This is a genomic window from Sphingomonas faeni, from assembly GCF_040407505.1.
Classification (GTDB): domain Bacteria; phylum Pseudomonadota; class Alphaproteobacteria; order Sphingomonadales; family Sphingomonadaceae; genus Sphingomonas; species Sphingomonas faeni_E.
In genome coordinates, this window is the sequence record NZ_JAPZPQ010000002.1 from 548,185 (window position 1) to 572,778 (window position 24,594).

19 protein-coding genes are annotated in these 24,594 nt (G+C 66.3%); 14 read left to right on the forward strand and 5 right to left on the reverse strand.

All coding sequences use genetic code 11. The features are described 5' to 3' along the window. Window positions 1-56: 56 nt before the first annotated feature. Genes O6X71_RS09105 through O6X71_RS09115 form a run of 3 tightly spaced genes read right to left on the reverse strand, consistent with a single transcriptional unit; the run spans window position 57 to window position 6,169 of the window. Window positions 57-1,655 carry an efflux transporter outer membrane subunit gene (locus O6X71_RS09105; RefSeq protein WP_353465578.1) on the reverse strand — a complete coding sequence of 533 codons (1,599 nt, stop codon included), beginning with the start codon at window positions 1,653-1,655 and terminating at the stop codon, window positions 57-59. Beyond that, a complete protein-coding gene (locus O6X71_RS09110; RefSeq protein WP_353465579.1) occupies window positions 1,652-4,936 on the reverse strand; it encodes a multidrug efflux RND transporter permease subunit in 3,285 nt (1,094 codons plus the stop codon). Before O6X71_RS09110 ends, O6X71_RS09105 begins: the two co-directional genes overlap by 4 nt. Before the next feature lie 6 nt (window positions 4,937-4,942). After that, on the reverse strand, window positions 4,943-6,169 hold the full coding sequence (locus O6X71_RS09115) for an efflux RND transporter periplasmic adaptor subunit (RefSeq protein ID WP_353465580.1): 1,227 nt from the start codon (window positions 6,167-6,169) through the stop codon (window positions 4,943-4,945). A gap of 494 nt (window positions 6,170-6,663) precedes the next feature. Between O6X71_RS09115 and rpiA the strand changes: the two genes are divergently transcribed. The 14 genes from rpiA (at window position 6,664) to O6X71_RS09185 (ending at window position 21,132) form a co-directional block, all read left to right on the forward strand. After that, on the forward strand, window positions 6,664-7,344 hold the full coding sequence (rpiA, locus tag O6X71_RS09120; protein WP_353465581.1) for a ribose-5-phosphate isomerase RpiA: 681 nt from the start codon (window positions 6,664-6,666) through the stop codon (window positions 7,342-7,344). A 69-nt stretch (window positions 7,345-7,413) separates the two neighbouring features. Next, window positions 7,414-9,504 carry a transketolase gene (gene tkt / locus O6X71_RS09125; protein WP_353465582.1) on the forward strand — a complete coding sequence of 697 codons (2,091 nt, stop codon included), beginning with the start codon at window positions 7,414-7,416 and terminating at the stop codon, window positions 9,502-9,504. Next, the gene (tal, locus tag O6X71_RS09130; protein ID WP_353465583.1) at window positions 9,504-10,628 is read left to right on the forward strand and encodes a transaldolase; all 1,125 of its coding nucleotides are present in this window, start codon (window positions 9,504-9,506) and stop codon (window positions 10,626-10,628) included. The genes tkt and tal overlap by 1 nt, the downstream gene beginning before the upstream one ends. Window positions 10,629-10,679: 51 nt before the next feature. Beyond that, complete coding sequence (gene gnd, locus O6X71_RS09135; protein WP_056060803.1) at window positions 10,680-11,663, forward strand: phosphogluconate dehydrogenase (NAD(+)-dependent, decarboxylating); 984 nt, start codon at window positions 10,680-10,682, stop codon at window positions 11,661-11,663. Window positions 11,664-11,671: 8 nt separating this feature from the next. Next, window positions 11,672-12,484 (forward strand): HAD family hydrolase, encoded by an 813-nt coding sequence (locus O6X71_RS09140; protein ID WP_353465584.1) that lies wholly within the window; start codon window positions 11,672-11,674, stop codon window positions 12,482-12,484. Then, a complete protein-coding gene (locus O6X71_RS09145) occupies window positions 12,481-13,224 on the forward strand; it encodes an HAD-IIB family hydrolase (RefSeq protein ID WP_353465585.1) in 744 nt (247 codons plus the stop codon). Before O6X71_RS09140 ends, O6X71_RS09145 begins: the two co-directional genes overlap by 4 nt. Before the next feature lie 4 nt (window positions 13,225-13,228). After that, window positions 13,229-13,696, forward strand: coding sequence for a GreA/GreB family elongation factor (locus O6X71_RS09150; RefSeq protein WP_353465586.1), 468 nt, complete (start codon window positions 13,229-13,231; stop codon window positions 13,694-13,696). After that, window positions 13,696-13,878, forward strand: coding sequence for a hypothetical protein (locus O6X71_RS09155; RefSeq protein WP_055881387.1), 183 nt, complete (start codon window positions 13,696-13,698; stop codon window positions 13,876-13,878). The genes O6X71_RS09150 and O6X71_RS09155 overlap by 1 nt, the downstream gene beginning before the upstream one ends. 457 nt (window positions 13,879-14,335) lie before the next feature. Beyond that, on the forward strand, window positions 14,336-15,508 hold the full coding sequence (locus O6X71_RS09160; protein ID WP_353465876.1) for an NAD(P)/FAD-dependent oxidoreductase: 1,173 nt from the start codon (window positions 14,336-14,338) through the stop codon (window positions 15,506-15,508). A gap of 56 nt (window positions 15,509-15,564) precedes the next feature. Beyond that, on the forward strand, window positions 15,565-17,337 hold the full coding sequence (locus O6X71_RS09165) for a DEAD/DEAH box helicase (RefSeq protein ID WP_353465587.1): 1,773 nt from the start codon (window positions 15,565-15,567) through the stop codon (window positions 17,335-17,337). Window positions 17,338-17,558: 221 nt separating this feature from the next. Continuing rightward, window positions 17,559-18,029 carry a YaiI/YqxD family protein gene (locus O6X71_RS09170; RefSeq protein ID WP_353465588.1) on the forward strand — a complete coding sequence of 157 codons (471 nt, stop codon included), beginning with the start codon at window positions 17,559-17,561 and terminating at the stop codon, window positions 18,027-18,029. Between the two features lie 90 nt (window positions 18,030-18,119). Beyond that, window positions 18,120-19,418: an Hsp70 family protein gene (locus O6X71_RS09175; RefSeq protein ID WP_353465589.1), complete on the forward strand. Its 1,299-nt coding sequence runs from the start codon at window positions 18,120-18,122 to the stop codon at window positions 19,416-19,418. Then, complete coding sequence (locus O6X71_RS09180) at window positions 19,415-20,077, forward strand: spermidine synthase (RefSeq protein ID WP_353465590.1); 663 nt, start codon at window positions 19,415-19,417, stop codon at window positions 20,075-20,077. Before O6X71_RS09175 ends, O6X71_RS09180 begins: the two co-directional genes overlap by 4 nt. Further along, the gene (locus tag O6X71_RS09185) at window positions 20,074-21,132 is read left to right on the forward strand and encodes an AbrB family transcriptional regulator (RefSeq protein WP_353465591.1); all 1,059 of its coding nucleotides are present in this window, start codon (window positions 20,074-20,076) and stop codon (window positions 21,130-21,132) included. Before O6X71_RS09180 ends, O6X71_RS09185 begins: the two co-directional genes overlap by 4 nt. 170 nt (window positions 21,133-21,302) lie before the next feature. Here O6X71_RS09185 and O6X71_RS09190 read toward each other — a convergent pair whose 3' ends face one another. Next, the gene (locus tag O6X71_RS09190) at window positions 21,303-22,628 is read right to left on the reverse strand and encodes a sigma-54-dependent transcriptional regulator (RefSeq protein ID WP_107954365.1); all 1,326 of its coding nucleotides are present in this window, start codon (window positions 22,626-22,628) and stop codon (window positions 21,303-21,305) included. After that, window positions 22,625-24,409, reverse strand: a complete 1,785-nt coding sequence (locus O6X71_RS09195) for a sensor histidine kinase (RefSeq protein ID WP_353465592.1) — start codon at window positions 24,407-24,409, stop codon at window positions 22,625-22,627. Before O6X71_RS09195 ends, O6X71_RS09190 begins: the two co-directional genes overlap by 4 nt. Window positions 24,410-24,594: the final 185 nt, after the last annotated feature.

The window sequence follows — 24,594 nt, forward strand, 5'->3', positions numbered from 1 at the left end:
GTTATAAAGGCAGAGGGAAGGGAGTTGCGTCTGGTGCTTCCATTCCCTCCGATGCGTCAGTCCGTTTCCTGCCGCGGTGCGCCGCTCATGGTCACCGGTTGTGGCCCGCCCGCGGTGGCTTCGAGCGTCGAGTCTCCGCCCAGTACACGGTAGAGCGTCACGCGGTTGCTCGCGCCGACGAGCTGCGTCGCGACGAGGTTGCGTTGTGCGGTGTAGAGCGAACGTTGCGCGTCGAGCGAGTTGAGGAAGGTGTCGATCCCGCCGCGATAGCGCGCGTCGGACAGGCGATACGTGTCCAGCGCCGCTTCGGAGAAGTTCTGGTTCGCCTTGAGCTGGTCGGCGATCGTGCCCTGGCGGGCCAGCGCGTCGGCGGTTTCCTGGAACGCGGTCTGGATCGTCTTCTCATAGGTCGCGAGTGCGGCGTCGCGTTGCGCCTTCGAATAGGCGACGCCGGCGATCCCGGCGCCGGCGCGGAAGATCGGGTAGCTGACCGAGGGCGCGACCGAATAGTTGAACGCGCCGCCGCTGAACAGCGAGGTGAGCGACGTGCTGGCGAACCCGAGGATGCCGGTCAGCGAGATCTTCGGGAACAGTTCCGCGCGCGCTGCGCCGATCTCGGCGTTCGTGGCGCGGAGCTGGTATTCGGATTCGACGACGTCGGGGCGGCGCAGGAGGATGCTGCTGTCGAGACCCGCGGGCAGCGTGGCGACGGTCGGCAGGGCCTGTTCGATCGAGGCGGGCAGGAGTGCCGCATCGACCGGTGCGCCGACGAGCAGTTGCAGCGCGTTGACGTCCTGTGCGAGCGCGGTGCGCTGTTGTGCGAGGTCTGACTGTGCGGTGAACAGAATTTGCTGCGCCTGACGAAGATCGGTGCGCGGGGCGACACCGCCGCGCAGGCGCGCGTTGGTGAGCGTGACGCTGCGCTGCGAACTCGTGACGGTGTCCTGCGCGATCTTGAGCAGGCTCTGGTCCGACGCGTAGGTGAGCCACGCATCGGCGATGTCGCCGACGAGTGTCAGGCGGGTCGCGCGCGCGGCGGCTTCGGTCGCGAAATAGCGATCGAGCGCGGCGCTGGTGAGTGAGCGGATGCGGCCGAACAGGTCGAGCTCGAACGCGGTGGTGCCGAGGTCGACCGAGAAGGCGCTGTTCGAGCTCGACGAGCTGACCACCGATCCGGTGCCGGTGCCGGTTCCTGTGCCCGTCCCAGTACCACCGGTACCGGTGCCAGTCCCGGTTCCAGTATTGCCGGTCCCCGTTCCGGTCCCGCTATTACCGCCAGTTCCACCACTCGTAACGGTGTTGCGGGTGCCGTTGCCACCACCCGAGTAGGCGTAGCGGCCGCTCGCATCGACCTGTGGCAACAGGTCGGCGCGCTGGATGCGGTATTGCGCGCGGGTGGATGCGATGTTGGCGGCGGCGACGCGGAGATCGCGGTTGTTGGCGAGCGCCTGGACGATGATCTGCTGGAGCCGCGGATCCTTGAAGACGTCGCGATAGGTGATCGCGGGCAAGGCCGCCTCCGACTGGCGGAGGTACGCGTCGCCGACCGGGAGCGAGGGCGGCACGGGGAGTTCGGTTCGCGCGTATTTCGGCGCGAGCGAGCAGCCAGCGAGCGCGGTCGAGGCGGCGAGGATCAGGACTAGCGAGCGCATCATGCGGGCTCCGGCCGGTGAGGGCCCTGTGGTTCGGGTGGGCCCAATGGTTCGTTGTGATCGCCGCCATGACCATCGCTATCGTGATGCCCACCCTGATGACCGGTCGGCTTGCCCCGCAGCTTGGCGATGCCATCACGCGCGCCGCGGCGGACGAGGACGAAGAACAGCGGGATGTAGAAAATGGCCAGGATCGTCGCGGTCAGCATGCCGCCGACCACAGCCGTCCCGATCGCGATGCGGCTGTTCGCGCCGGCGCCGGTCGAGAGGGCCAGCGGCAACACGCCGAGGATGAACGCGAACGAGGTCATCAGGATCGGGCGCAACCGGATCTTCGCCGCGGACAGCGCCGCCTCGATGACGCGCTTGCCCTTCTTCTCTTCCTGCTCGGCGAACTCGATCATCAGGATCGCGTTCTTCGCGGCCAGGCCCATCGTCGTCAGCAGGCCGATCTGGAGATACACGTCGTTGATCAGGCCACGCAGCGTGACGGCGAGGATCGCGCCGACCAGACCGAGCGGAATCACGAGCAGCACCGCGATCGGGATCGACCAGCTCTCGTACAGCGCGGCTAGGCACAGGAACACGACCAGCAGCGACAGCCCGTAGAGGATCGGTGCCTGACCCGAGGACAGGCGTTCCTGATACGAGAGGCCCGACCATGCGACCGACGTGCCGGGGATCTGGCCGGCAAGCTCGGCGATCCGGTTCATCGCATCGCCCGAGCTGACGCCGGTCGCGCCCGAGCCCTGGATCTCGTACGAGGCGATGCCGTTGAAGCGCGACAGCGTCGTCGGTGCCTGACCCCAGCTGGTTTTCGCGAACGACGAGAATGGCGCCATCTGGCCGTTCGAGCCGCGCACGAACCATTGGCTCAGGTCGGACGGCTGAGCGCGGAACTGCGCGTCGCCCTGGACATAGACGCGCTTGACGCGGCCGCGGTCGATGAAGTCGTTGACGTACTGGCCACCCCAGGCGGTCGACAGCGTCGAGTTCACGTTGGCCTGCGTGAGGCCGAGCGTGGAGAGCTTCTGCTGGTCGGCATCGACGCGCAACGTGGCGACGTCGGGCAGTTCGGTCAGGCGGATCGCGGTCAGCGACGAGTCGGCGCGGGCGAGCGCGAGCAGCTTGTCGCGCGCGGCGTTGAACTCGACCTGGCTGAGCCCGCCGGCGTTCTGCAACTCCATCGTGAAGCCGTTCGACGAGCCGAGACCGCGGACTGCCGGTGGCACCAGCGAATAGACCTGCGCGTCGCGGAAGCCGGCGAACGCCTTCGATGCGCGACCGGTGATCGCTTCGGCAGTGTTTTCCTTGCCCTTGCGATCATCCCACGGCGCGAACGCGATGAAGCCTTGCCCCGTGTTCTGGCCGCTCGCGCCGCCACCGCCGCCACCGCTGACGGTGAACATCGTGCGGACGTTGGCCTTCTCGTTGGTGTAGTAATATTGCTCGATCTGCTTCTGCAGCGCGAAGGTGCGGCCTTGCGTGGCGCCTGCGGGGAGCTGGAACTGGACGATGCCCGAGCCCTGGTCCTCGGTCGGCAGGAAGCCCGTCGGCAGCCGCAGGAACAGCACCGCGAGCACCGCGACGATCACCGCATAAATGAGCAGGAATAGCCACTTGCGGTCGATGACCGACTGCACCGCACTGGTATATTTCTGCGTGCCCTTCTCGAACCCGTCGTTGAACTTGTCGCCCGCGCGCGTGAAGAAATGCGCGACCTTGGGGAATTTGCGTTCACCCCAGCTCTTCTCCGTGTTGCCGTCGGCGTCCTTCTGCTTCTGCTTAAGCAGCGTCGCAGTTAGGGCAGGGGAGAGGATCAGCGCGACGAGCACCGACAGGACCATCGCGGACACCATCGTCAGCGAGAACTGGCGGTAGATCACGCCGGTCGATCCGCCGAAGAACGCCATCGGCAGGAACACCGCCGACAGCACGAGCGCGATCGCGACCAGCGCGACGGTGATCTCGTTCATCGACTCGATCGTCGCCTCCCGAGGCGTCATCTCGGGATTTTCCTCCATCAGGCGCTCGACATTCTCGACCACGACGATCGCGTCGTCGACCAGCAGGCCGATCGCGAGCACGAGCCCGAACAGCGTCAACGTGTTGATCGAGAAGCCGGCGAGATAGAACACGCCGAACGTGCCGAGCAGCACGACTGGGACCGCGATCGTCGGGATCAGCGTCGCGCGCCAGCTTTGCAGGAACACGAACATGACGATGACGACGAGGATGACGGCTTCGATCAGCGTCTTCACGACCTCGTCGATCGACAGCTTAATGAAGTCGGTAGTGTCGTTGGCGTAGGCGAATTTCAGACCGGGCGGGAAGCTCTTGGCGGACTTGGCGACGAACGCCTTGACCAGCTCGGCGGTCTTGAGCGCGTCGGCGCCCGGCGCGAGCAGCACCGCGATGCCGGCGCCGGGATGCGCGTTGACGCGGCTGCGCGCGTTGTAGTTCTCCGCGCCCAGTTCGATCCGGGCGACGTCGCGCAGCTTGACCACGGCGCTGTCGTTGGTGGTCTTCAGGATGATGTTGGCGAACTGCTCGGGGGTCTGGAGCCGCGACTGTGCGGTGACGGTCGCGTTGAGCATCTGCGTGTCGGGCTGGGGTTGCCCGCCGAGCTCGCCGGCGGCGACTTCGGTGTTCTGCGCCTGGATCGCGGTCGTCACGTCGCTCGGGATCAGCTGAAAGCTCGCGAGCTTGTTCGGGTTCAGCCAGATCCGCATCGCGTACTGCGCGCCGAACACGTTGCTGTCGCCAATGCCCGGAATACGGCCGAGCGGGTCCTGGAGGTTCGAGACGAGATAGTCCGAGACGTCCTGGTTGGTCAGCTTGTCAGTCTCGTCATAGACGCCGACGATCAGGAGGTTGTCCGGGTTCGATTTGCGGACGACCAATCCCTGCTGCTGGACCTGTTGCGGCAAGCGGGACAGCGTCTGCTGGACCTGGTTCTGGACCTGGACCTGCGCGATGTCGGGATCGGTGCCCTTCTCGAACGTCACGGTGATCGTCACCGAGCCGCGCGACGACGAGGACGAGCTGAAATAGATCAGCCCGTCGATGCCGGTCAGCGACTGCTCGACGACCTGTGTCACGCTGTTCTGGATGGTCTGGGCGTTGGCACCCGGGAAAGTCGCGCGAACGGTCACCTGCGGCGGTGCGACGTCGGGGTACTGCGCGATCGGCAGGCTCATGATCGCGCCGATGCCGCCGAGCATCACGATGATCGCGAGCACCCAGGCGAAGATCGGGCGATCGATGAAGACACGGGATAACATAAGGGCTTAGCCGGCCTTTTTCTGGCTGGAGTCGCCACCCGAGGAGTCATTCTTGGGCGCTTCGATCTTTTGCGCGGTGTTTTCAGGCACCGGCTTCACGCCCTGGTTCGGGGCGATCTTCGACAGGCCTTGCGTGATGATCCTGTCGCCGGGGTTGAGCCCGCTGGTGACGACCCAGAACGCGCCTTGCGTGCGGTCGGCCTTGATCTTCTTCTGCACCGCCTTGTTGTTCGCATCGACGACATAGACCGTCGCATTGCCCTTCGCGTCGCGCGACACGCCCGCCTGCGGCACAAGGAACGCGCGCTGGTTGATCGCCTGCGCAAACTTGGCCTGGACGAACATGCCGGGCAGCAACAGCCCCTGCGGATTGGGGAAGCGCGCGCGCAGCGTCACGGTGCCGGTCTCGGTGTTGACCAGCGCTTCGGCGAACTCGACCGAGCCGGTTGCGCCATATTCGCTGCCGTCCTCAAGCGTGAGGCGGACTTCGGCGCGGGTCGCGACGATGCCGTTCTGGCCGAGCGAACGGCGCAGCGCGAGCAGGTCGCCGGAGGATTGCTGGATGTCGACGAACATCGGGTCGAGTCGCTGGATCTGCGCGAGCGGATCAGTCTGCGTCGCCGAGACGAGCGCGCCGACGGTGAACAGCGAGCGGCCGATGCGGCCGGTGATCGGGGCGGGGACGGTCGTGAACTTGAGGTTGATCTGCGCGGTTTCGAGCGCGGCGCGGGTCTGCGCGACCGAGGCGGTGGCCTGGCGCGAGGTGGCGACCGCGTTGGTGTAATCCTGCTTGCTGATCGCTTCCATCTCGGCGAGCGGCTTGTAGCGCTGTGCGAGGATGGTCTGCGCCTGCTGGTTGGCGCGTGCGCTCTGGAGGTTGGCCTGCGCCTCGTTGGCGGCAGCGCGGTAGAGGCGCGGGTCGATCTCGTAGAGCGGCTGGCCCTTCTTGACGAGCGTGCCCTCGGTGAAGAACCGCCGGCGGATGATGCCGGTGACCTGGGGACGGACGTCCGAGCTTTCGAATGCGGTGGTGCGGCCGCTAAGCTCGGTGGTCATCGCGACGCTGGTCGGCTGGACGACGACATAGCCGACGGTCGGCGTGCCCTGGCCGGGCTGGCCACCGCGGCCTGCCTTGCCCTGGGCCTTGTCGTCGCCGCCGGAGCAGGCGGCGAGTGCCAATGCGGGCACCAGCAGGATGGCGCACTGCCGCGCAGAAATTCGTGTGGCTATCAAGTTTGGTAATCCGCGATCAGGTGTTGGCAGCTGTTGGTCGGGCTAAACCACGAGGATGTACCAGAAGTATGTCAGTTGAAAAGCGGAGGTGAGAAATAGGGAAGAAAGAGTAACCTGTTTGATTGTCGAGGGGATGTTTTGTGCGACGTAAGGCCCGCGAACGTCCCAAGAATTGTTTCCCCGCGAAGGCGGGGATCCAGACTGGGCTCCCGCCTTCGCGGGAGAACAAGGAGGGGGCGCACTCCCGTATGCAAACGCACGGCCATGCAACCACAGCACCACCCCAGAGCCACTGCACCACCCCGGCGGAGGCCGGGGCCCAATTGGAAAGGTCGTGGTAACGAGGGACTGCGCTTCGTTAGCAACGTCCCCCAATTGGGCCCCGGCCTTCGCCGGGGTGGTGCTTGTTGTGCGAGTCCTTCAAACCAAAATCTCGCGGGTGCGTTGAGCGGTGGATGCCGGAACGAGCCCGGCATGACGGATGGGGTGGGCTGATGGCTTTGATCGATGATGACAAGAAGGCCGCGGCGGTTGCTGCCGTGGCGGAAGTTCGGGACGGGATGCTGGTTGGGCTGGGGACTGGCTCGACTGCGGCGTTCGCGATCCGAGCGCTTGGCGAGCGGATCGCCCTGGGGCTGCAGATCCGCGCCGTCGTCACCTCGGACGCCTCAGGCAAACTCGCCCGCGAACTCGGCATCGAGATCCTCGACTTCGCCACCATCGCCCACGTAGACCTAACGATCGACGGCGCGGACGAGATCGACTCGCGGTGTTTCGCCATCAAGGGCGCAGGCGGGGCGATGTTGCGCGAGAAGATCGTCGCCGCAAGCTCGGCACGGATGGTCGTGATCGCCGACGGTTCCAAGCGCGTCGACCGGATCGGCGCCGCCAAGCTGCCGGTCGAGGTGCTACCGTTCGCCATCGCCTATGTAATGCGTGTGCTGACAGACATGGCCGCCGCCCCAAAGATCCGCGACAACTATCGGACGGACCAAGGCAATCTCGTCATCGACTGCCACTTCGCCACCCTCGACGACCCCCGCGCGACCGCGGCCACGCTTGCCGCGATCCCCGGCATTCTCGGCCACGGCCTGTTCCTCGACGAGGTCGATGCCGCGTATATTGCTACCGATGGCGTCGTTACGCGACTGGAACGGACGGGTGCATCCGACTAAAGGCATCCTATGTTGGCAACCAGATCGGATGCGCGGCGTTCGGTCACCGTCTAGAGCGAGGCTTCTTCCATGACCGATACCGCAACCGCCCCCACCAAGGCGGACCCCAAGCTGCACGAGGACGGCTCACCCGAGCGTCTGGCGATCGATACCATCCGCACGCTGTCGATGGACGCGGTGCAGAAGGCCAATTCGGGCCATCCCGGCACGCCGATGGCGCTCGCGCCGGTCGGCTACACGCTCTGGTCGAAGTTCCTGCGCTATGATCCCAAGCACGCCGACTGGCCCAACCGCGATCGCTTCGTGCTGTCGGTCGGCCATGCGTCGATGCTGCTCTATTCGCTGATCCACCTCGCCAAGATCGAAGAGATCGACGCCGAGGGTAACAAGACCGGCAAGGAAGCCGTCAGCCTTGAGGATATCGAGCAGTTCCGCCAGCTGTCGTCGAAGACCCCCGGCCACCCCGAGTATCGCCATACCACCGGCGTCGAGACCACCACGGGTCCGCTCGGCCAGGGTTGCGGCAACTCGGTCGGCATGGCGATTGCCGAGCGCTGGCTCGCGGCGCGCTACAACAAGGATGGCTTCACGCTGTTCGACCACGACGTCTACACGATTTGTGGCGATGGCGACATGATGGAGGGCGTCTCGGCCGAGGCGGCAAGCCTTGCCGGCCACCTCAAGCTCAGCAACCTCTGCTGGATCTACGACAGCAACCACATCTCGATCGAGGGCGCGACCGATCTCGCGTTCGACGAGGACGTCGGCCTGCGCTTCGACGCCTATGGCTGGAACGTCATCCACATCGACGACGCGAACGACACCGCCGCACTGAGCCGCGCGATCGAGGCGTTCAAGGCGACCAACGACAAGCCGACCTTCATCGTCGTGCATTCGGTGATCGGCTACGGCAGCCCCAAGGCAGGCAGCGAGAAGGCCCACGGCGAGCCGCTCGGCGAGGAGAATATCCGCATCACCAAGCAGGCGTATGGCTGGCCCGAGGACAAGTCGTTCTACGTGCCCGACGGCGTGATCGAGCATTTCAACGGTGCGATCGCGGAGCGTGGCGCGAAGCTGCGTGACGAATGGGTCGCGCTGACCGACAAGTATCGCGGCGCCTACCCCGAGCTGTCCGCCGAGCTCGATTTGCTGCTCAAGGACGAACTGCCCGAGGGCTGGGATGCCGACATCCCGACGTTCGAGGCGGATGCCAAGGGTGTCGCCAGCCGTGACTCGGGCGGCAAGGTGCTCAACGCGATCGCCGCCAAGGTGCCGTGGCTGATCGGTGGGTCCGCCGATCTCGCGCCGTCGACCAAGACCGACATAAAGGGCCAGCCCTCGTTCGAGGCGGAGAATTACGCCGGCCGGAACTTCCACTTCGGCATCCGCGAACACGGCATGGGCGCGATCGTCAACGGCATGGCGCTGTCGCATCTGCGTTCGTACGGCTCCACCTTCCTGGTGTTCGCCGACTACATGCGCGCGCCGGTGCGCCTGTCGGCGATCATGGAGGTCGGCGCGATCTGGGTGTTTACGCACGATTCGATCGGGGTCGGCGAGGATGGCCCGACGCACCAGCCGATCGAGCATCTCGCCACGCTGCGCGCGATCCCCGGTCTCGACACGATCCGTCCGAGCGACGCGAACGAAGTCGTCGCAGCCTGGAAGGCGGTTCTCAAGGACGCCAGCACGCCCGCCGCGCTGATCATGTCGCGCCAGGCTCTGCCGACGCTCGACCGGACCAAGTACGCAAGCGCAGACGGGCTCGAGAAGGGCGGCTATGTCCTCGCGGATAGCGACGGCACGCCCGACGTGATCCTGATCGCGACCGGCAGCGAAGTGTCGCTGGTCGTCGACGCGCACGAGAAGCTGACCGCGGACGGCGTGAAGAGCCGGGTCGTGTCGATGCCGAGCTGGTATCGCTACGAACTGCAGGACGCCGCGTACAAGGAAAGCGTGCTGCCGCGCGAAGTGCGCGCGCGCGTTGCGGTCGAGATGGCCGGTTCGGTCGGTTGGGACCGCTATGTCGGGCTCGACGGCGCGACCGTGACGATGTCGACCTTCGGGGCTTCGGCACCGCTCGCCAAGCTGCAGGACAAGTTCGGGTTCACCGTCGACAATGTCGTCAAGGTCGCCCGCCAAGTGATGGAGACCAAGTGATGGGTGCGCTCAACGATCTCGAAGGCTTCGGCCAGGCGGTATGGCTCGATTTCGTCGACCGGAAGTTCTTGGAGGCCGATGGTCTCCAGAAGCTGGTCGACGAGGACGGCCTGACCGGCGTCACGTCCAACCCGTCGATCTTCGAAAAGGCGATGGGTCACGGCGATGCCTATGACTCGACGCTGGCCGAGTACGACAAGCAGCATGCCGGCGCGGCGACGATCGACCGCTACGAGCATCTCGCGATCCAGGACATCAAGGCGGCGGCGGAGACGCTGAAGCCGGTCTACGACAAGCTCGACGCGAAGGACGGCTATGTCAGCCTCGAGGTGTCACCGTACATTTCCGACGACACCGATGCAACGATCGCCGAGGCGAAGAAGCTGTGGGGGATGGTCGACCGGCCGAACCTGATGATCAAGATTCCGGGGACGCTCGCGGGTGGTCCGGCGATCTCGTCGACGATCGCGAGCGGGATCAACGTCAACGTCACGCTGCTGTTTGCGCTCGACGCCTACATCCGCGTTGCCGAGGCGTATGCCGCAGGGCTTGAGGAGCGCGTCAAGCAGGGGCAGCCGATCGACAAGATCGCCAGCGTCGCGAGCTTCTTCGTCAGCCGGATCGATTCGTCGATCGACAAGGAGATCGATGCGCGTCTGGAAAAGGGCGATGCCGAGGCCGATGCGCTGAAGGCGGTCCGCGGCAAGGTCGCGATCGCCAACGCGAAGATGGCGTATCAATGGTATCTCGACTTCCTGAAGTCGGATCGCTGGCAGGCGCTGGCCGCCAAGGGTGCGCAACCGCAGCGTCTGCTGTGGGCGTCGACCGGGGTGAAGGACCCGAGCTACCCGGATACGCTCTACATCGACACGCTGATCGGCAAGGACACCGTCAACACGATGCCGCCGAAGACGATGGATGCATTCCGCGACCACGGCACCGCGGCGGAGACGATCACGCAGGACGTCGACGGCGCGAAGCACACGCTCGCCGAAGCCGAGCGTCTGGGTCTCGACCTCAACGGCGTGACCGGCAAGCTGGTCGAGGAGGGCGTCGCCTCGTTCGTCAAGGCGTTCGACGACCTGCTCGGCTCGATCGCCAAGAAGCAGCCCGCAACGGCGTAACAAACTGCTCCCTCTCCCCGGAGGGGAGAGGGAGAAGACAAGGATTTTATCATGAAGATCGGACTGATCGGCCTCGGCCGGATGGGCGGCAACATCGCGCGCCGGTTGATGAAGAACGGCCACGAAGTCGTCGCGTTCGACCGCGACGCCGAAGCCGTCAAGAAGCTCGCCGCCGACGGCGCGATCGGGGCGGACTCGCTCGACGACATGCATGCCAAGCTCGATACCCCGGCGATCTGGTGGGTCATGGTTCCCGCAGGCGAGCCGACCGAGAGCACCGTCCAGGCGATCGCCGCAAAGTCGAATTCGGGCGACATCATCATCGACGGCGGCAACAGCTTCTACAAGGACGACGTCCGCCGCGCGAAGGAACTGGCCGAGAAGGGCATCCACTATGTCGACGTCGGCACGTCGGGCGGCGTGTGGGGCCTCGAGCGCGGCTATTGCATGATGATCGGCGGCGACAAGGAAACGGTCGACCTGCTCGATCCGATCTTCGAGACGCTCGCGCCGGGCATGGGCACGATCGTCCGCACGCCGGGCCGCGTCGAGGGTCAAGCCGATCCGCGCGCCGAGAAGGGCTATATCCATGCAGGCCCCTCGGGTGCCGGGCACTTCGTCAAGATGGTCCATAACGGCATCGAATACGGCCTGATGCAGGCCTATGCCGAGGGCTTCGACATCCTCAAGGGCAAGTCCGGCGAGCATGTCGTCGAGGAGGAGCGCTTCGACATCAACCTGACCGACGTCGCCGAAGTCTGGCGTCGCGGCAGCGTGATCTCGTCGTGGCTGCTCGACCTGTCGGCGATCGCGCTGGCTAAGGACGGCACGCTCGAAGGCTTCAGCGGCAGCGTTGCGGATTCGGGCGAGGGCCAGTGGACGATCGACGCGGCAATGGAAGAGAAGGTGCCGGCCAACGTGCTGAGCGCGGCGCTGTATGCACGCTATCGCAGCCGCGTGGACCACACGTTCGGCGACAAGCTGTTGTCGGCGATGCGCTATGGCTTTGGCGGGCATGTCGAGATGCCCCAGTGAGCGGTGGCATGAGCGGTATCAAACTGCTGGTCTCCGATGTCGACGGCACGCTAGTCGACAAGGAGAAGAAGGTTACGCCCGCGACCGTCGACGCGGTCAAGCGGCTGAAGGCGGCGGGCCTCGGCTTCACGATCATCAGCGCGCGGCCGCGCTCAGGGATGATGCCGATCGCGGACCTGCTCGGCATCGACGAGCCGATGGGCGCGTTCAACGGTGGGATCGTGTTCAAGCGCGACGGCACCGTGATCGAGCACCACATGATCGACGTCGACGTCGTCCGCGGCGCGATGGAGATCATCGGTGACGCGCCGGTCGACACGTGGTTCTTCGCGGATGACGTCTGGTATGCCAGCACCGACCAGGGCGGCCATGTCGGCAGCGAAAAGAAGGCCTCCGCGCAGGACCCGGTGATCGTCTCCGACTTCACCGACCTGCTCGCCAAGGCCGACAAAGTCACGTTCGTCAGCGACGACGAAGACCTGTTGCGCGACCTGCATGCGAAGGTCGCGGCGAAGTTCGATACGCAGGCGACGATCGTCCAGAGCCAGACCTATTATCTCGACATCACGCCAGTGGCCGGCAACAAGGGCAGCGGTATCGAGGAACTGGCGGACGCATTCGGCATCAGCTTGACGCAGACCGCGGCGATCGGCGATCAGGCCAATGACATCGCGATGCTCAAGCGCGCCAAGTTGGCGATCGCGATGGGCAATGCGCCACAGACCGTCCGTGACGTCGCGCACGAGATTACCAGCGCGAACGATGCCGATGGCGTCGCGCACGCGATCGACACCTTTATCCTTACTGGAGTTTCCGCATGAAAGAGTTGGTTGCCTTCGACCTCGACGGAACGCTGGCCGAGAGCAAGCAGCCCTTGCAGGAGCCGATGGGCGAGGCGTTGGCGAACCTGCTCGACGTCGCGCATGTCGCGGTGATCTCGGGCGGCGATTGGCCGCAGTTCGAAAAGCAGGTCGCGTCGCGCCTGCCCGAGCGCGCCGATCGCACCAAGCTGTGGCTGATGCCGACGACAGGGACCAAGCTGTACCGGTTCGATGGCGAATGGCGCGCGGTGTATGCCGAGCTGTTCGAGGACGACGAGAAGCAGAAGATCCTCAAGGCGTTCGACGAGTCGCTCGAGGCTACCGGATTCGTGCCGGAAAAGACCTGGGGCGAGCGGATCGAGGATCGTGGCAGCCAGATCACGTTCTCCGCACTCGGCCAGGAAGCGCCGATCGATGCCAAGCACAGCTGGGATCCCGACTTCGCCAAGCGGAAGGTCATCCACGCGGATTTGCAGAAGCGCCTGCCGGGGCTGTCGATCAACATGGGCGGCGCGACCTCGATCGACATCACGCGTGAGGGTGTCGACAAGGCTTACGGCCTGAAGAAGCTCAATGAGGCGAGCGGCATCGCGCTCGACAAGATGATGTTCATCGGCGACGCGATCTTCCCGGGCGGGAACGACTATCCGGCGGAGCAGCTTGGGCTGGACGTCGTGAAGGTGAAGAACGTCGATGGCACGCTGGCGGCGATCGCCGGGATCGTCGCGTGCCTGAAGTAAGGGCGTGAGCGTCGCGTTTCGTCGCGAGAGTGACGAGGAACATCTCGAACCCAAGTTCGAACAGCCGATCGCACCGGGGCCCAATCTGGTCACGGCGCGGGGGTTGCGGTTGCTGGGTGAGCGGGTGACCGAGATCGAAGCGGCTGTTGCGGCGGAGACGGATGAGGAGGCGCGCAAGCTGCTGCTGCGCGACCTGCGCTATTGGCACACGCGCCAGACGACGGCCGAACTCGCGCCTTCGCCGGAAGAGGACGAGGTCGGGATCGGGTCGCGCGTTCGGGTTCGGATGAACGGGGTTGAGCGGGTTATCGCGATCGTCGGTGGTGACGAGGCCGAGCCTGGCGAGGACCGGCTGGCGTTCTCGGCACCGTTGGCGCGTGCACTGATGGGCGCGGCGGTTGGCGAGACGGTCGCGTTTGCGGACAAGCCGGACGCGATCGAGGTTCTGGCGATCGACAAGGATGACGGCTGATGGCTGAGGCAAAATTCGAACGGCACCGCCAGGCTTGGACGCAGGACGAGATCCAGAAGCTGCACACGCTTGCGAAGAAGGGCATGGCGTTGAAGGCGATCGCCAAGGCGCTGACCCGGAGCGAGGAGTCGGTGAAGGTTCGGGCGAAGGAAGACTCGCTGAATATCGCCAAGCTGCGGTGAAGTTACGAAAAGCCCTCTCCCCTCCGGGGAGAGGGTTGGGTGAGGGGCTGTTCCGGGTGGTGCACTGCTTGGCTACCCCTCACCCCGACCCTCTCCCCGAAGGGGAGAGGGAGCAGAAGGGGCGTTATCGTGCTTCGCCATATCGTCGGAGAATTCGGCCACCATATGGCACCACCCCGGCGAAGGCCGGGGCCCAATTGGAAAGGTCGGAGTAACTGCGCGCAACCTTCGTCGTTGCCGTCCCCCAATTGGGCCCCGGCCTTCGCCGGGGTGGTGCTAGCCAGCGGATCAGGATGTTTCGCTGACTGCAGATCACCACCTATGTGGCGCACCCCGAACACGCTACACCGGCCACCCCTTGTTCTCCCGCGAAGGCGGGAGCCCAGTCTGGGTCCCCGCCTTCGCGAGGAAACACTCTTAATTAGCGGCTGCTGACCGAAGCCGCACGGAGCTACATCTGTCCGAATACGACGCCATAATCCTCGGGGCAGGCGCCGCCGGCCTCATGTGCGCCGCCGTCGCAGGCCAGCGCGGGCGGAAGATTCTGCTCGTCGATCACGCCGACCAGGCCGGCAAGAAGATCCTGATCTCCGGTGGCGGGCGGTGTAATTTCACCAACGTCCACACCGCCGCCGACCGCTACATCTCCGCCAACCCGCATTTCGCCAAGTCCGCACTCGGCCGCTACACCGCACAGGATTTCCTCGCGCTCGTCGAATCCTACGGCATCACGTGGCACGAAAAGACGCTCGGCCAACTCTTCTGCGACGGCTCGGCGCGCCAGATCGTCGAGATGCTGCTCGACGAATGCGACAAGGGCCGCGTCGACCTGTCGCTCGGCCGCGCGGTCACCGGAGTCGACCACGCCGACGGCCGCTACCGCGTATCGCTCGACGGCCGCACCGTCACCGCGCCTGCGCTCGTCATCGCCACCGGAGGCCCGTCGATCCCCAAGATGGGCGCGACCGGGTTCGCCTATGATCTCGCGCGGCAGTTCGGGTTGAAGGTCGTCGAGCCACGCCCCGCACTGGTCCCGCTGACGCTGGGCGGCGATGAAACGCTGTTCCGCGAACTCTCCGGAGTCGCTGCCGAAGTCGTCGCCACCGCCGGCAAGACCGCTTTCCGTGAGGCCGCGCTGTTCACGCACCGTGGCCTGTCCGGCCCCGCGATCCTGCAAGTGTCGTCCTATTGGCGCAACGGCCAGCCCGTCGGGATCGATTTCCTCCCTGATCGCGAGTCCGGCTGGCTCCCCGCCGCCAAGCGTACCACGCCGCGAGCGACTCTCCGAAAACTACTTGGAAACACGCTCCCGGACCGACTCGCGGAGACTTTGAGCGAGCGATTGGCCATGGGCGGAGAGATTTCCACGCTCACCGACCGGAAACTCCAGGATGCCGAACGCGCGCTAAGCCATTGGCAATTCACGCCAAATGGCTCCGAAGGCTATGCCAAGGCCGAGGTCACGGCGGGCGGAATCAGCACCGCGGAACTCTCTTCGCAAACAATGCAAGCCAAACGCGTACCAATGCTGTATGCAGTCGGCGAAGCGGTCGATGTCACAGGGTGGCTCGGCGGCTACAACTTCCAATGGGCATGGGCGAGCGGGTGGGCCGCGGGTCAAGTCCTGTAGGGACCACCACGCCAGTGCCTTGCCGTTGCGTAAGCCGGCCACCAATTAGGACGTACATGCCTTTTACAAATATTCCGTCGCTTCTCTCCGAGGCGCTCGAAGCGCGCGGCTATACCGCGCTCACCCCCGTCCAGGCTCATGTGATCGAGGACAATGCGATCGGTCGCGATCTCGTCGTGTCGGCGCAGACCGGCTCGGGCAAGACCGTCGCGTTCGGCCTGGCGATGGCCGGCGAACTGCTCGGTGAAGCCGGCGAGGACGGCGTCCAGCGCCTGCCCGCGCCGCACAAGCCGCTCGTCCTCTGCATCGCGCCGACTCGCGAGCTCGCGCTCCAGGTCAGCCGCGAGCTGATGTGGCTCTATGCCAAGGCCGGCGCGCGCATCTCGACCTGCGTCGGCGGGATGGACGCCTCGAAGGAGCGTCGTTCGCTCGCACATGGTGCGCATATCGTCGTCGGCACGCCAGGCCGTCTGCGCGATCACCTCGAGCGTGGCGCGCTCGACCTGTCGGCCCTCAAGGTCGCCGTGCTCGACGAAGCCGACGAGATGCTCGACATGGGCTTCCGCGAGGACCTCGAGCAGATCCTCGATGCGTCGCCTGAAGCACGCCGCACGCTGCTGTTTTCGGCGACGATGCCGCGGCCGATCGTCGCGCTCGCCAAGCGCTACCAGAAGGATGCGCTGCGCATTTCGACCGTCGGCGAGGATCGCGGTCATGGCGATATCTCGTACCAGGCCGTCACGGTCTCGCCGTCCGAGATCGAGCATGCGGTGATCAACCTGCTGCGCTTCCATGAGGCGGAGACGGCGATGCTGTTCTGCGCCACGCGTGACAATGTGCGCCATCTGCATGCGAGCCTAGTCGAGCGTGGCTTTGCCGCCGTCGCGCTGTCGGGCGAGCATTCGCAGAACGAGCGTAACGCTGCGCTTCAGGCGCTGCGTGACCGTCGCGCACGCGTCTGCGTTGCGACCGACGTTGCGGCTCGCGGCATCGATCTGCCGACGCTGTCGCTGGTCGTGCACGTCGAACTGCCGCGCGATGCCGAGACGCTCCAGCATCGCTCGGGTCGTACCGGTCGCGCGGGCAAGAAGGGCACCGCTGTCCTGATCGTGCCGTTCCCGCGTCGCCGTCGCGTCGAGATGATGCTCCGTGGTGCGAAGATCAACGCGGAGTGGGTCAACGCGCCGACCGCCGAGGACATCCGCAAGAACGATCACGAGCGGCTGATCGGCATGCTGTTGCAGCCGGTCGAGGTCGAGGAGGAGGATCGCGCACTCGCCGTCCGCCTGATGGCCGAAAAGACGCCGGAGGATATCGCCGCGGCGCTGGTGCACATGCACCGCGCGACGATGCCGCAGGCCGAGGATCTGATCGACCAGAGCAAGCAGCCGACGCAGGACGAGCGTTCGCAGGGGCCGCGCGCGGGGTTCGAGGACACCGTCTGGTTCCGGATGGATATCGGTCGTCGCCAGAACGCCGATCCGCGCTGGATCCTGCCGCTGATCTGCCGTCGTGGGCACATCACCAAGTCCGAGATCGGTGCGATCCGGATTGGGCCGAACGAGACGGCGTTCGAGATTCCGCGCGCTGTGGCCTCGCGGTTCTCGGCGGCGATCCAGCGGACGGCACAGGCTGGTGAGGAAGAGAGCGGCGTGGCGATCGAGGCGATGCAGGGCGCGCCCGAGAGCGGCGCTCGGCATGATGGCGGCGGCGGTGGCGGTCGCAGCAATGCGAGCGGTCCGCGCTCGACGCTGCACCGTGCGGCTCCCCGTGGCGGCCCGGCTCCTGCGCGCAAGCCCCCGTACCGCGGTAATCGCGAGCGTAGCTGAGCGACCTGCCTTCCGTTCGTGCTGAGCGAAGTCGAAGCATCCCCGTTTGGGGCACACCCTTCGACCTCGCTGAGGGCGAACGGGTGATGGATCGATTGCCTCCAGTTCCGTCATCCTGACGAAAGTCAGGATCCAGAGTAACGAACGCTGCCCTGCTTGATCCTGGATCCTGACTTTCGTCAGGATGACAGGAATGAGTGGGGCAGTTCGGGATGTGTACGATGACGAACGAATCTTCCGGCGCGATCCGCATCCTCGTCGACGCCGACGCATGCCCCGTCAAAGACGAGATCTACAAGGTCGCGTGGCGCCACGAAGTCCCCGTGACGATCGTCGCGAACAGCCATTTCCGCATCCCCGTCCACCCGCTGATCTCGCGCGTTGTCGTCAGCGATGGGTTCGACGCGGCCGACGACTGGATCGCCGAACAGGCCGATGCGAAGTGCGTCGTGATCACCGCCGACATCCTGCTCGCCGACCGCTGCGTGAAAGCCGGTGCGACGGTGCTCGCCAACACCGGCAAGCCCTTCACCACCAGCTCGATCGGCGGCGCGATCGCCACCCGCGCGATCATGGCCGACCTGCGTGCGGGCGGCGACATCATCGGCGGCCCCGCACCGTTCTCCAAGGCCGACCGATCGAGCTTCCTGTCCGCGCTCGATGCCGCGCTTGTCCGGCTGAAGCGCCGCTAAGCTCGCGCTGCCTGCCCTGAAACCGACTTTACCGGTTGCCATCCCACGCTTCGCATCGGCATAGGCGCGCGTTCATTGAAGGATGACGCGATGCAGACGGACGCTGGCGGCCCCGCTTTGGGGCTGGATTTCGGCACGACCAACAGCGTCGTGGCGCTGGGGACGCGCGGCGGGACGCCCGAACTCGTGAATTTCGCCGCCCCCGCCGAGACGAGCCCGGTATTCCGCTCGGCGTTGTGTTTCTGGCAGGACGACAGCGGCAAGGGGCTCGTGTCGGATGCGGGGCCGTGGGCGATCGCCGAATATATGGAATACCCGCTGGACAGCCGGTTCATCCAGTCGTTCAAATCGGTCGCGGCGATGAAGACGTTTGAGCAGGCCTCCGTGTTCGACAAGCGCTATCGCTTCGAGGAGATGGGCCAGCTGTTTCTCGAAAAGCTGATCTCGCACGCAGGCGGCAAGCTCGACACGCGGCCGCACCGGGTCGTGGTCGGCCGGCCGGTCGAATATGCCGGTGCGCGGCCTGACGAGGCGCTGGCGCGGACGCGGTACGATGCGATGTTCAGGGGCTTCGGCGCGGAGATCCATTACGTCTATGAGCCGCTCGGCGCGGCGTATAGCTATGCGACGCGGCTGACCGAGCCGGCGACGATCCTCGTGGCGGATTTCGGCGGCGGTACGAGCGACTTTTCGGTGGTGCGCGTCGCCGAGCCGGGGGCTGCGCGACGCTGTACGCCGCTTGGGCATGCTGGCGTTGGGATCGCCGGGGATCGGTTCGATTACCGGATCCTCGACCGGCTGGTGCTGCCGATGCTGGGGAAGGGCGGCGCGTACAAGTCGTTCGGCAAGGAACTTGAGATTCCGCGCGCGTACTTCGCCGATTTCGCGGACTGGTCCAGGCTGGCGCTGATGCGCAACCGCAAGACGATGACCGAGCTGGAGCGGTTGCAGAAGACCGCGGTCGACCCCGACGCGATCGGGCGGATGATCGCGGTGATCGAGAACGAACTGGGCTATCCGCTGTACGATGCGGTCGGGTCGCTCAAGCGTGCGCTGTCGAGTGGCGAGGATGCGCATTTCCACTTTGCGGGCGCAGGGCTCGAGATCGAGGCGGACGTGACGCGGGCGCAGTTCGAGGGGTGGATCGCCGATGACGTGGTGCGGATCGAGGCGGCGGTCGACCGGGCCTTGGAGGTGGCGAACGTCGGTGGCGGCGAGATCGACCGGGTGTTTTTGACCGGCGGGTCGTCGCTGATTCCGCGTATCCGCCGGATCTTCGTCGAGCGGTTCGGCGAGGCGGCGATCATGAGCGGTGGCGAGCTGACTTCGATCGCGCACGGGTTGGCCTTGATCGGCGAGCAGGACGATATCGCGGCTTGGTCGTCATGATCCCTCGCGTGCTTCTCGGGACGGCGCAGGTGCCGGGTGGGGGTGAGCTTCGTCTGCTCCAGCGGGGTGCCGAGTTCTCGATCATGCTCGGCGCGAACGAGCTGATGAACAGCCGGTTGAGCGGGTCGGAAGAGGCGCTGGCGGAGCAGGCGGGCGACCGGATCGGTGGGCGGCCGGGTGTTCGGATGCTGATTGGCGGGCTTGGGATGGGGTTTACCCTCCGCGCGGCGCTGGCACGGCTTGGTGCTGATGCGGAGGTGGCGGTTGCGGAGATCGTGCCGGCGGTGATCGAATGGGCGCGCGGGCCTATGGCGGCGGTGCACGGGGACAGCCTGACCGATCCGCGGACGCGGATTTTTGAGGGCGACGTCGCCGCGGCGATCGCGGAGGGTGATTGGGACGCGATCCTGCTCGACGTCGATAATGGGCCTGACGGGATTTCGCGGCCGGGTAACGATCGGCTTTACGGCGCGCGTGGGTTGTCTCTGGCGCGGGCGGCTTTGCGGCCGGGCGGGGTGCTCGCCGTGTGGTCGTCAGCGCCGAGCAAGCCGTTCGCCACACGCCTTGCTGAAGCCGGTTTTGCGGTCGACGAAGTGATCGCGCGGGCGACGCGCAAGGGCGGCGCGCGGCACACGATCTGGTTCGCCACCAAGCCATGATCTGGCGGTGGGCCGTCTTGACCGCGCTGTCGGCGGTGATCGCCGCGCTGCTCGAAGTCGTCGGGCTGCCTGCGGGGTTGCTGCTCGGGCCAATGGTCGCCGCGGTCGTGCTGGCGGTGCGGGGATGGTCTTTGAGCGTGCCGACTTCGGCGTTTCGCGGGGCGCAGGCGGCGGTCGGAACGCTGATTGCGGGGTCGATCACCACGGGGATCGTCGCGACGGTGGCGGATCACTGGCCGGTGTTCCTGATGGTCAATTTCGTCACGCTCGCGGCGAGCAGCGTGCTCGGGTATTTGCTGAGCCGGTGGCAGGTGTTGCCGGGGACCGTCGCGGTGTGGGGATCGACGCCGGGCGCGGCGAGCGCGATGGTGTTGATGGCGCAGGCGTATGGCGCGGACTCGCGGCTGGTCGCGGTGATGACGTACACGCGGGTCGTGAGCGTGGCGGTGGTCGCGTCGGTGCTGGCGGCGGTGATGGTCGGTGGCGGGAGCGGGCATCATGTCGCAGCCACGTGGTTCGCCTCCGTGGACCCCCCGGTCGTGCTGCGGACGATCGCGATTGCCGGTGTTGGCGCGAGCGTTGGCGTCGTGCTGAAGCTTCCCGCCGGCGCGCTGCTCGGGTCGCTGGTGGCGGGGGCGGCGCTCAACGTCACTGGCGTTGCGCAGCCGGTGTTGCCGCAGTGGCTGCTCGCGATCAGCTATGCGGTGGTCGGGTGGCGCATCGGGCTGTCGTTCACGCGCGATACGTTGCGGGTGGCGGGCAAGGCGATGCCGCGGATCCTGTTGTCGGTGGCGTTGCTGATCGCTTTCTGCGGGGGAATCGCGGCGGCGTTGACGCGCTGGTGGGGGATCGATCCGGTTACCGCGTATCTGGCGACCAGCCCCGGTGGGATGGACTCGGTGGCGATCATCGCCGCGTCGAGTCCGGTGGATGTGCCGTTCGTGATGGCGTTGCAGGTGTTGCGGTTCCTGGGCGTGTTGTTGATCGGGCCGCCGCTGGCGAAGTTCGTGGCGACGCGGCAGGGCGGTGTGCCGCCGCCGGTTATTCCGACTTAGGACCAACCGAGACAGCCCAGCCCCAACTCCGTTCGCCCTGAGCGAAGTCGAAGGGTGGGTACCGCGCGCAGGTGCTTCGACTTCGCTCAGCACGAACGGTTGTGGGGGGGCGACCTCCCTTGGGGCGAACGGGTGGGGCATCGAACCCCGGTTCCACCAGCAGCGGGGCGTCAGCCCTTGGTCGGGCGGTAGGCTTCGACGTCGATCTCGTGGCGCTTCAGCTTATCGTAGAACGTCTTGCGCGGGATGCCGAGTGCGGCCAGCGCAGACCGCACGTCGCCGCTGACCTGTTGGAGCACGGCGCGGATCGTCGCTTCCTCAAACTTGTCTACTCGGGCGGGGAGGGGGATGTCGCTGTCTTCGTCGACTGCCTCTTCCGCCTCGACGCGGAGGACGAGGCGCTTGGCGAGGTTGTCGAGTTCGCGGACGTTGCCGGGCCAGTCGTGCTGGCCAAGGTACGCTAGCGTCGCTGTATCGATCGTCGGCACCTCGCGCCCGAACCGCTCTGCCGCCTGATGGAGCAAATGGCCGAACAGCAGCGGTATGTCGTCGCGGCGTTCTCGGAGCGGCGGGATGCGCAGGCGGACCGCGTCTAGCCGGAACAGCAGGTCGGCGCGGAAGCGGCCTTCCTCGACCGCCTGCTCTAACCCCGGTTTCGCGGCAGCGATCACGCGCAGGTCGAGCGCACGTGGCAGGTCGCCACCGACGGGCATCACTTCGCGCTCCTCGAGCACACGGAGCAGTTTTGCTTGAAACGCCGGCAGCGTGCTCTCGATCTCGTCGAGGAACAGCGTGCCGCGGTTCGAGGCCTCGATCCGGCCGGTGCGCGGCAGGCGGGAGTCGCCGTCATGGCCGAACAGCTCGATCTCCGCGACCGCCTCGGGCAACGCGGCGCAGTTGACCGCGACGAACGGACGCGAGCGGCGGTTGCTCCAGCGGTGGAGCAGTACAGCGACAAGTTCCTTGCCGGTGCCGGTCTCGCCTTCGACCAGCACGTCGATGTCGGCTTGCGCGATCTGGCGCATCGTTTCGCGGAGGCGGACCATCACCGGAGTCTCGCCGATCAGCGGTTCGGCGCCGATCGTTTCCTCGGCGGCGGCGCGGAGACGGCGGTTGTCGAGGACGAGGCGGCGCATTTCGAGCGCCCGGCGCGCGCCAGCGATCAAATGGTCCGTCGCGAAGGGCTTCGGGATGAAGTCGAACGCGCCGTTCTTGAGCGCGGCCACCGCCATCGCGACATCGCCGTGTCCGGTCATCAGCAGCACGGGGATCTCGTGGTCGATCGCGGCGATGCGGCGGAAGAGTTCGAGCCCGTCCATCTTCGGCATGCGGATGTCGGACACCACCGCGCCGTCGAACCCTGCGGTCACGCGGGCGAGCGCGACGGTCGGGTCGCGCTCGGCGATCACGGCGATGCCGGCGAGTTCGAACGACTGCTCCAGCGCGCCGCGGAGGACGTCGTCGTCGTCGACGAGCAACACCGCTTGCTCGCTCATGCCTTCACCAGGATCATACGGAAGATGGCGCCTTCTGGAGCGGGGACGAGGTCGAGCGTGCCGCCGAACTCGGTCATGATGTCGCGCGCGATGCCGAGGCCGAGGCCGAGGCCGTCCTTCTTGCTCGTCGCGAACGGGGTGAAGAGGTGGTCGGCGATGTCGGCTTCGATGCCGGGACCGTTGTCGGCGACGGTCAGCACGACGTCGCGGCCTTTCCGCCCGACCGTGACGCTGACGCGGGCATCGCGGCGGTCGGCGACCGCGTCGAGCGCGTTCTGGAGGAGGTTGACGAGGACTTGCTCCAGGCGGACGCGGCCGGCGATGACGGTCAGGCGTGCTTCGGGGCCGGTCGGCAGGTCGAGCGTCACGCCCTTCGCGCGGAAGCGGTCGCCGATCAGCAGGCGGACGCCGTCGATTGCCTCGTCGAGCGCCACCGGGCCGATCGAGCCTGCGCCGCGCCGGGCATAGCGCCTGAGCCCGGCGGTGATCGTGCCGATCCGGCTGGTGAGGTCGACGATCGACTGGAGATTGGTTGCCGCGCGCGCAGGTTCCCCGCGGTCTAGGAAGGCGGCGGCATTGTCGGCGAAGGTGCGGATCGCGGCGACGGGCTGGTTGATCTCGTGCGCGACGCTCGCGGTGATCGTGCCGATCGAGCCGACGCGGTTGGCGTGCGCCAGTTCCTCGCGCGCCTGGCGGAAACGCTGGTCGGAGGCCTCGCGCTGTTCGACCTCGATCTGGAGGCGATCGGCGGTGGCGCGGAGTTCGGCGGTGCGGCGTGCGACCTCCGCTTCCAGTTCCGCGCGGGCGCCGGCATTGCGCTTGCGGCGCTCGTACAGCCACCATGCGCCGAGCATCGCGGCGATCGTCAGCATCGCGGCGATCGCGGTGGCCCAGCGTGTGCGCGCAGCGGCGGTGCGCAGGGCGGCGTCGAGCGGCTCCATATGCACCAGCCGCCAGCCCGAGATCGGTACAGGCAGCGACACCGTAATCGCAGGCGATCCGTCGGGCAGCCGTGACACCCCCTCGGCAGGCGTCAGTGGGGCGGGGGCCAGCGGCGACGTCCCGAACTGGCGCGTCTCGACCAGCTCGGCGCGACGCGAGGGCGAGAGCGGGCGGGTGGTCCTAAATTCGAGCTTCGGATCGCTGGAGATCAGGATGATGCCGTCGGGATCGGTGACGAAGGTCGCCATCCGGTCCTGGATCCACGCGCGCGCGATCTTCTCGAACTCGACCTTGACCACGACCACGCCGAGCGGGCGACCGGCGCGGTCGATCCGGCGCGAGAGATACAGGCCGGGCCGCCCGCTGACGCTGCCGAGTGCGAAGAACTCGGTCGCGCCCGACGCCATCGCCTTGGTGAAATAGTCGCGGAAGCGGTAGTCGTGGCCGAGGAAGCTGTCGGGGCGCCCGGCGTTCGAGGCGGCGATCGCCATGCCCTGCGTGTCGAGTGCGTAGATCACCGGGGCGCCGGTGCGCTCGGCCAGCAGCGCGAGCTTGGTGTTGAGCGCCGGGTCGACCTTGCCCGACGCGAGTGCCGCGCGGACGTCGGGGTATTCGCCGAGCATGATCGGCAACAGGCGATAGGTCTGCAGCTCCGCTTCGAGCAGGCGAAGGTTGCTCCGCGTCTGCTGGACCGCGCGCATCCGCACGCCCGCGCGCGCGTCCTCGGCGGCGCGTTGGCCGTAGATCGAGGCGACCCCCGCGACGATCACGCCAAGCGCCGCGAACGCGATCAGCACCGTCAACGCCGTGACGAAAAGGGAAGATCGGAGTCGCGTCATTTGTGCGGATTATCACACACGCACTGGCCACGCCATTGGTGAAATGCGGCGATTTCCACACGTCCGAACAATGGGTATGCTGATAAATGGCTAAAAACCAACGTTCTACGTGCTGAAGGGGCTGCTCTTGTAGTCCCGGGTTCGGCCCGGCATTACCGTCGCACATAACGTCCCGCGTTAGTGGA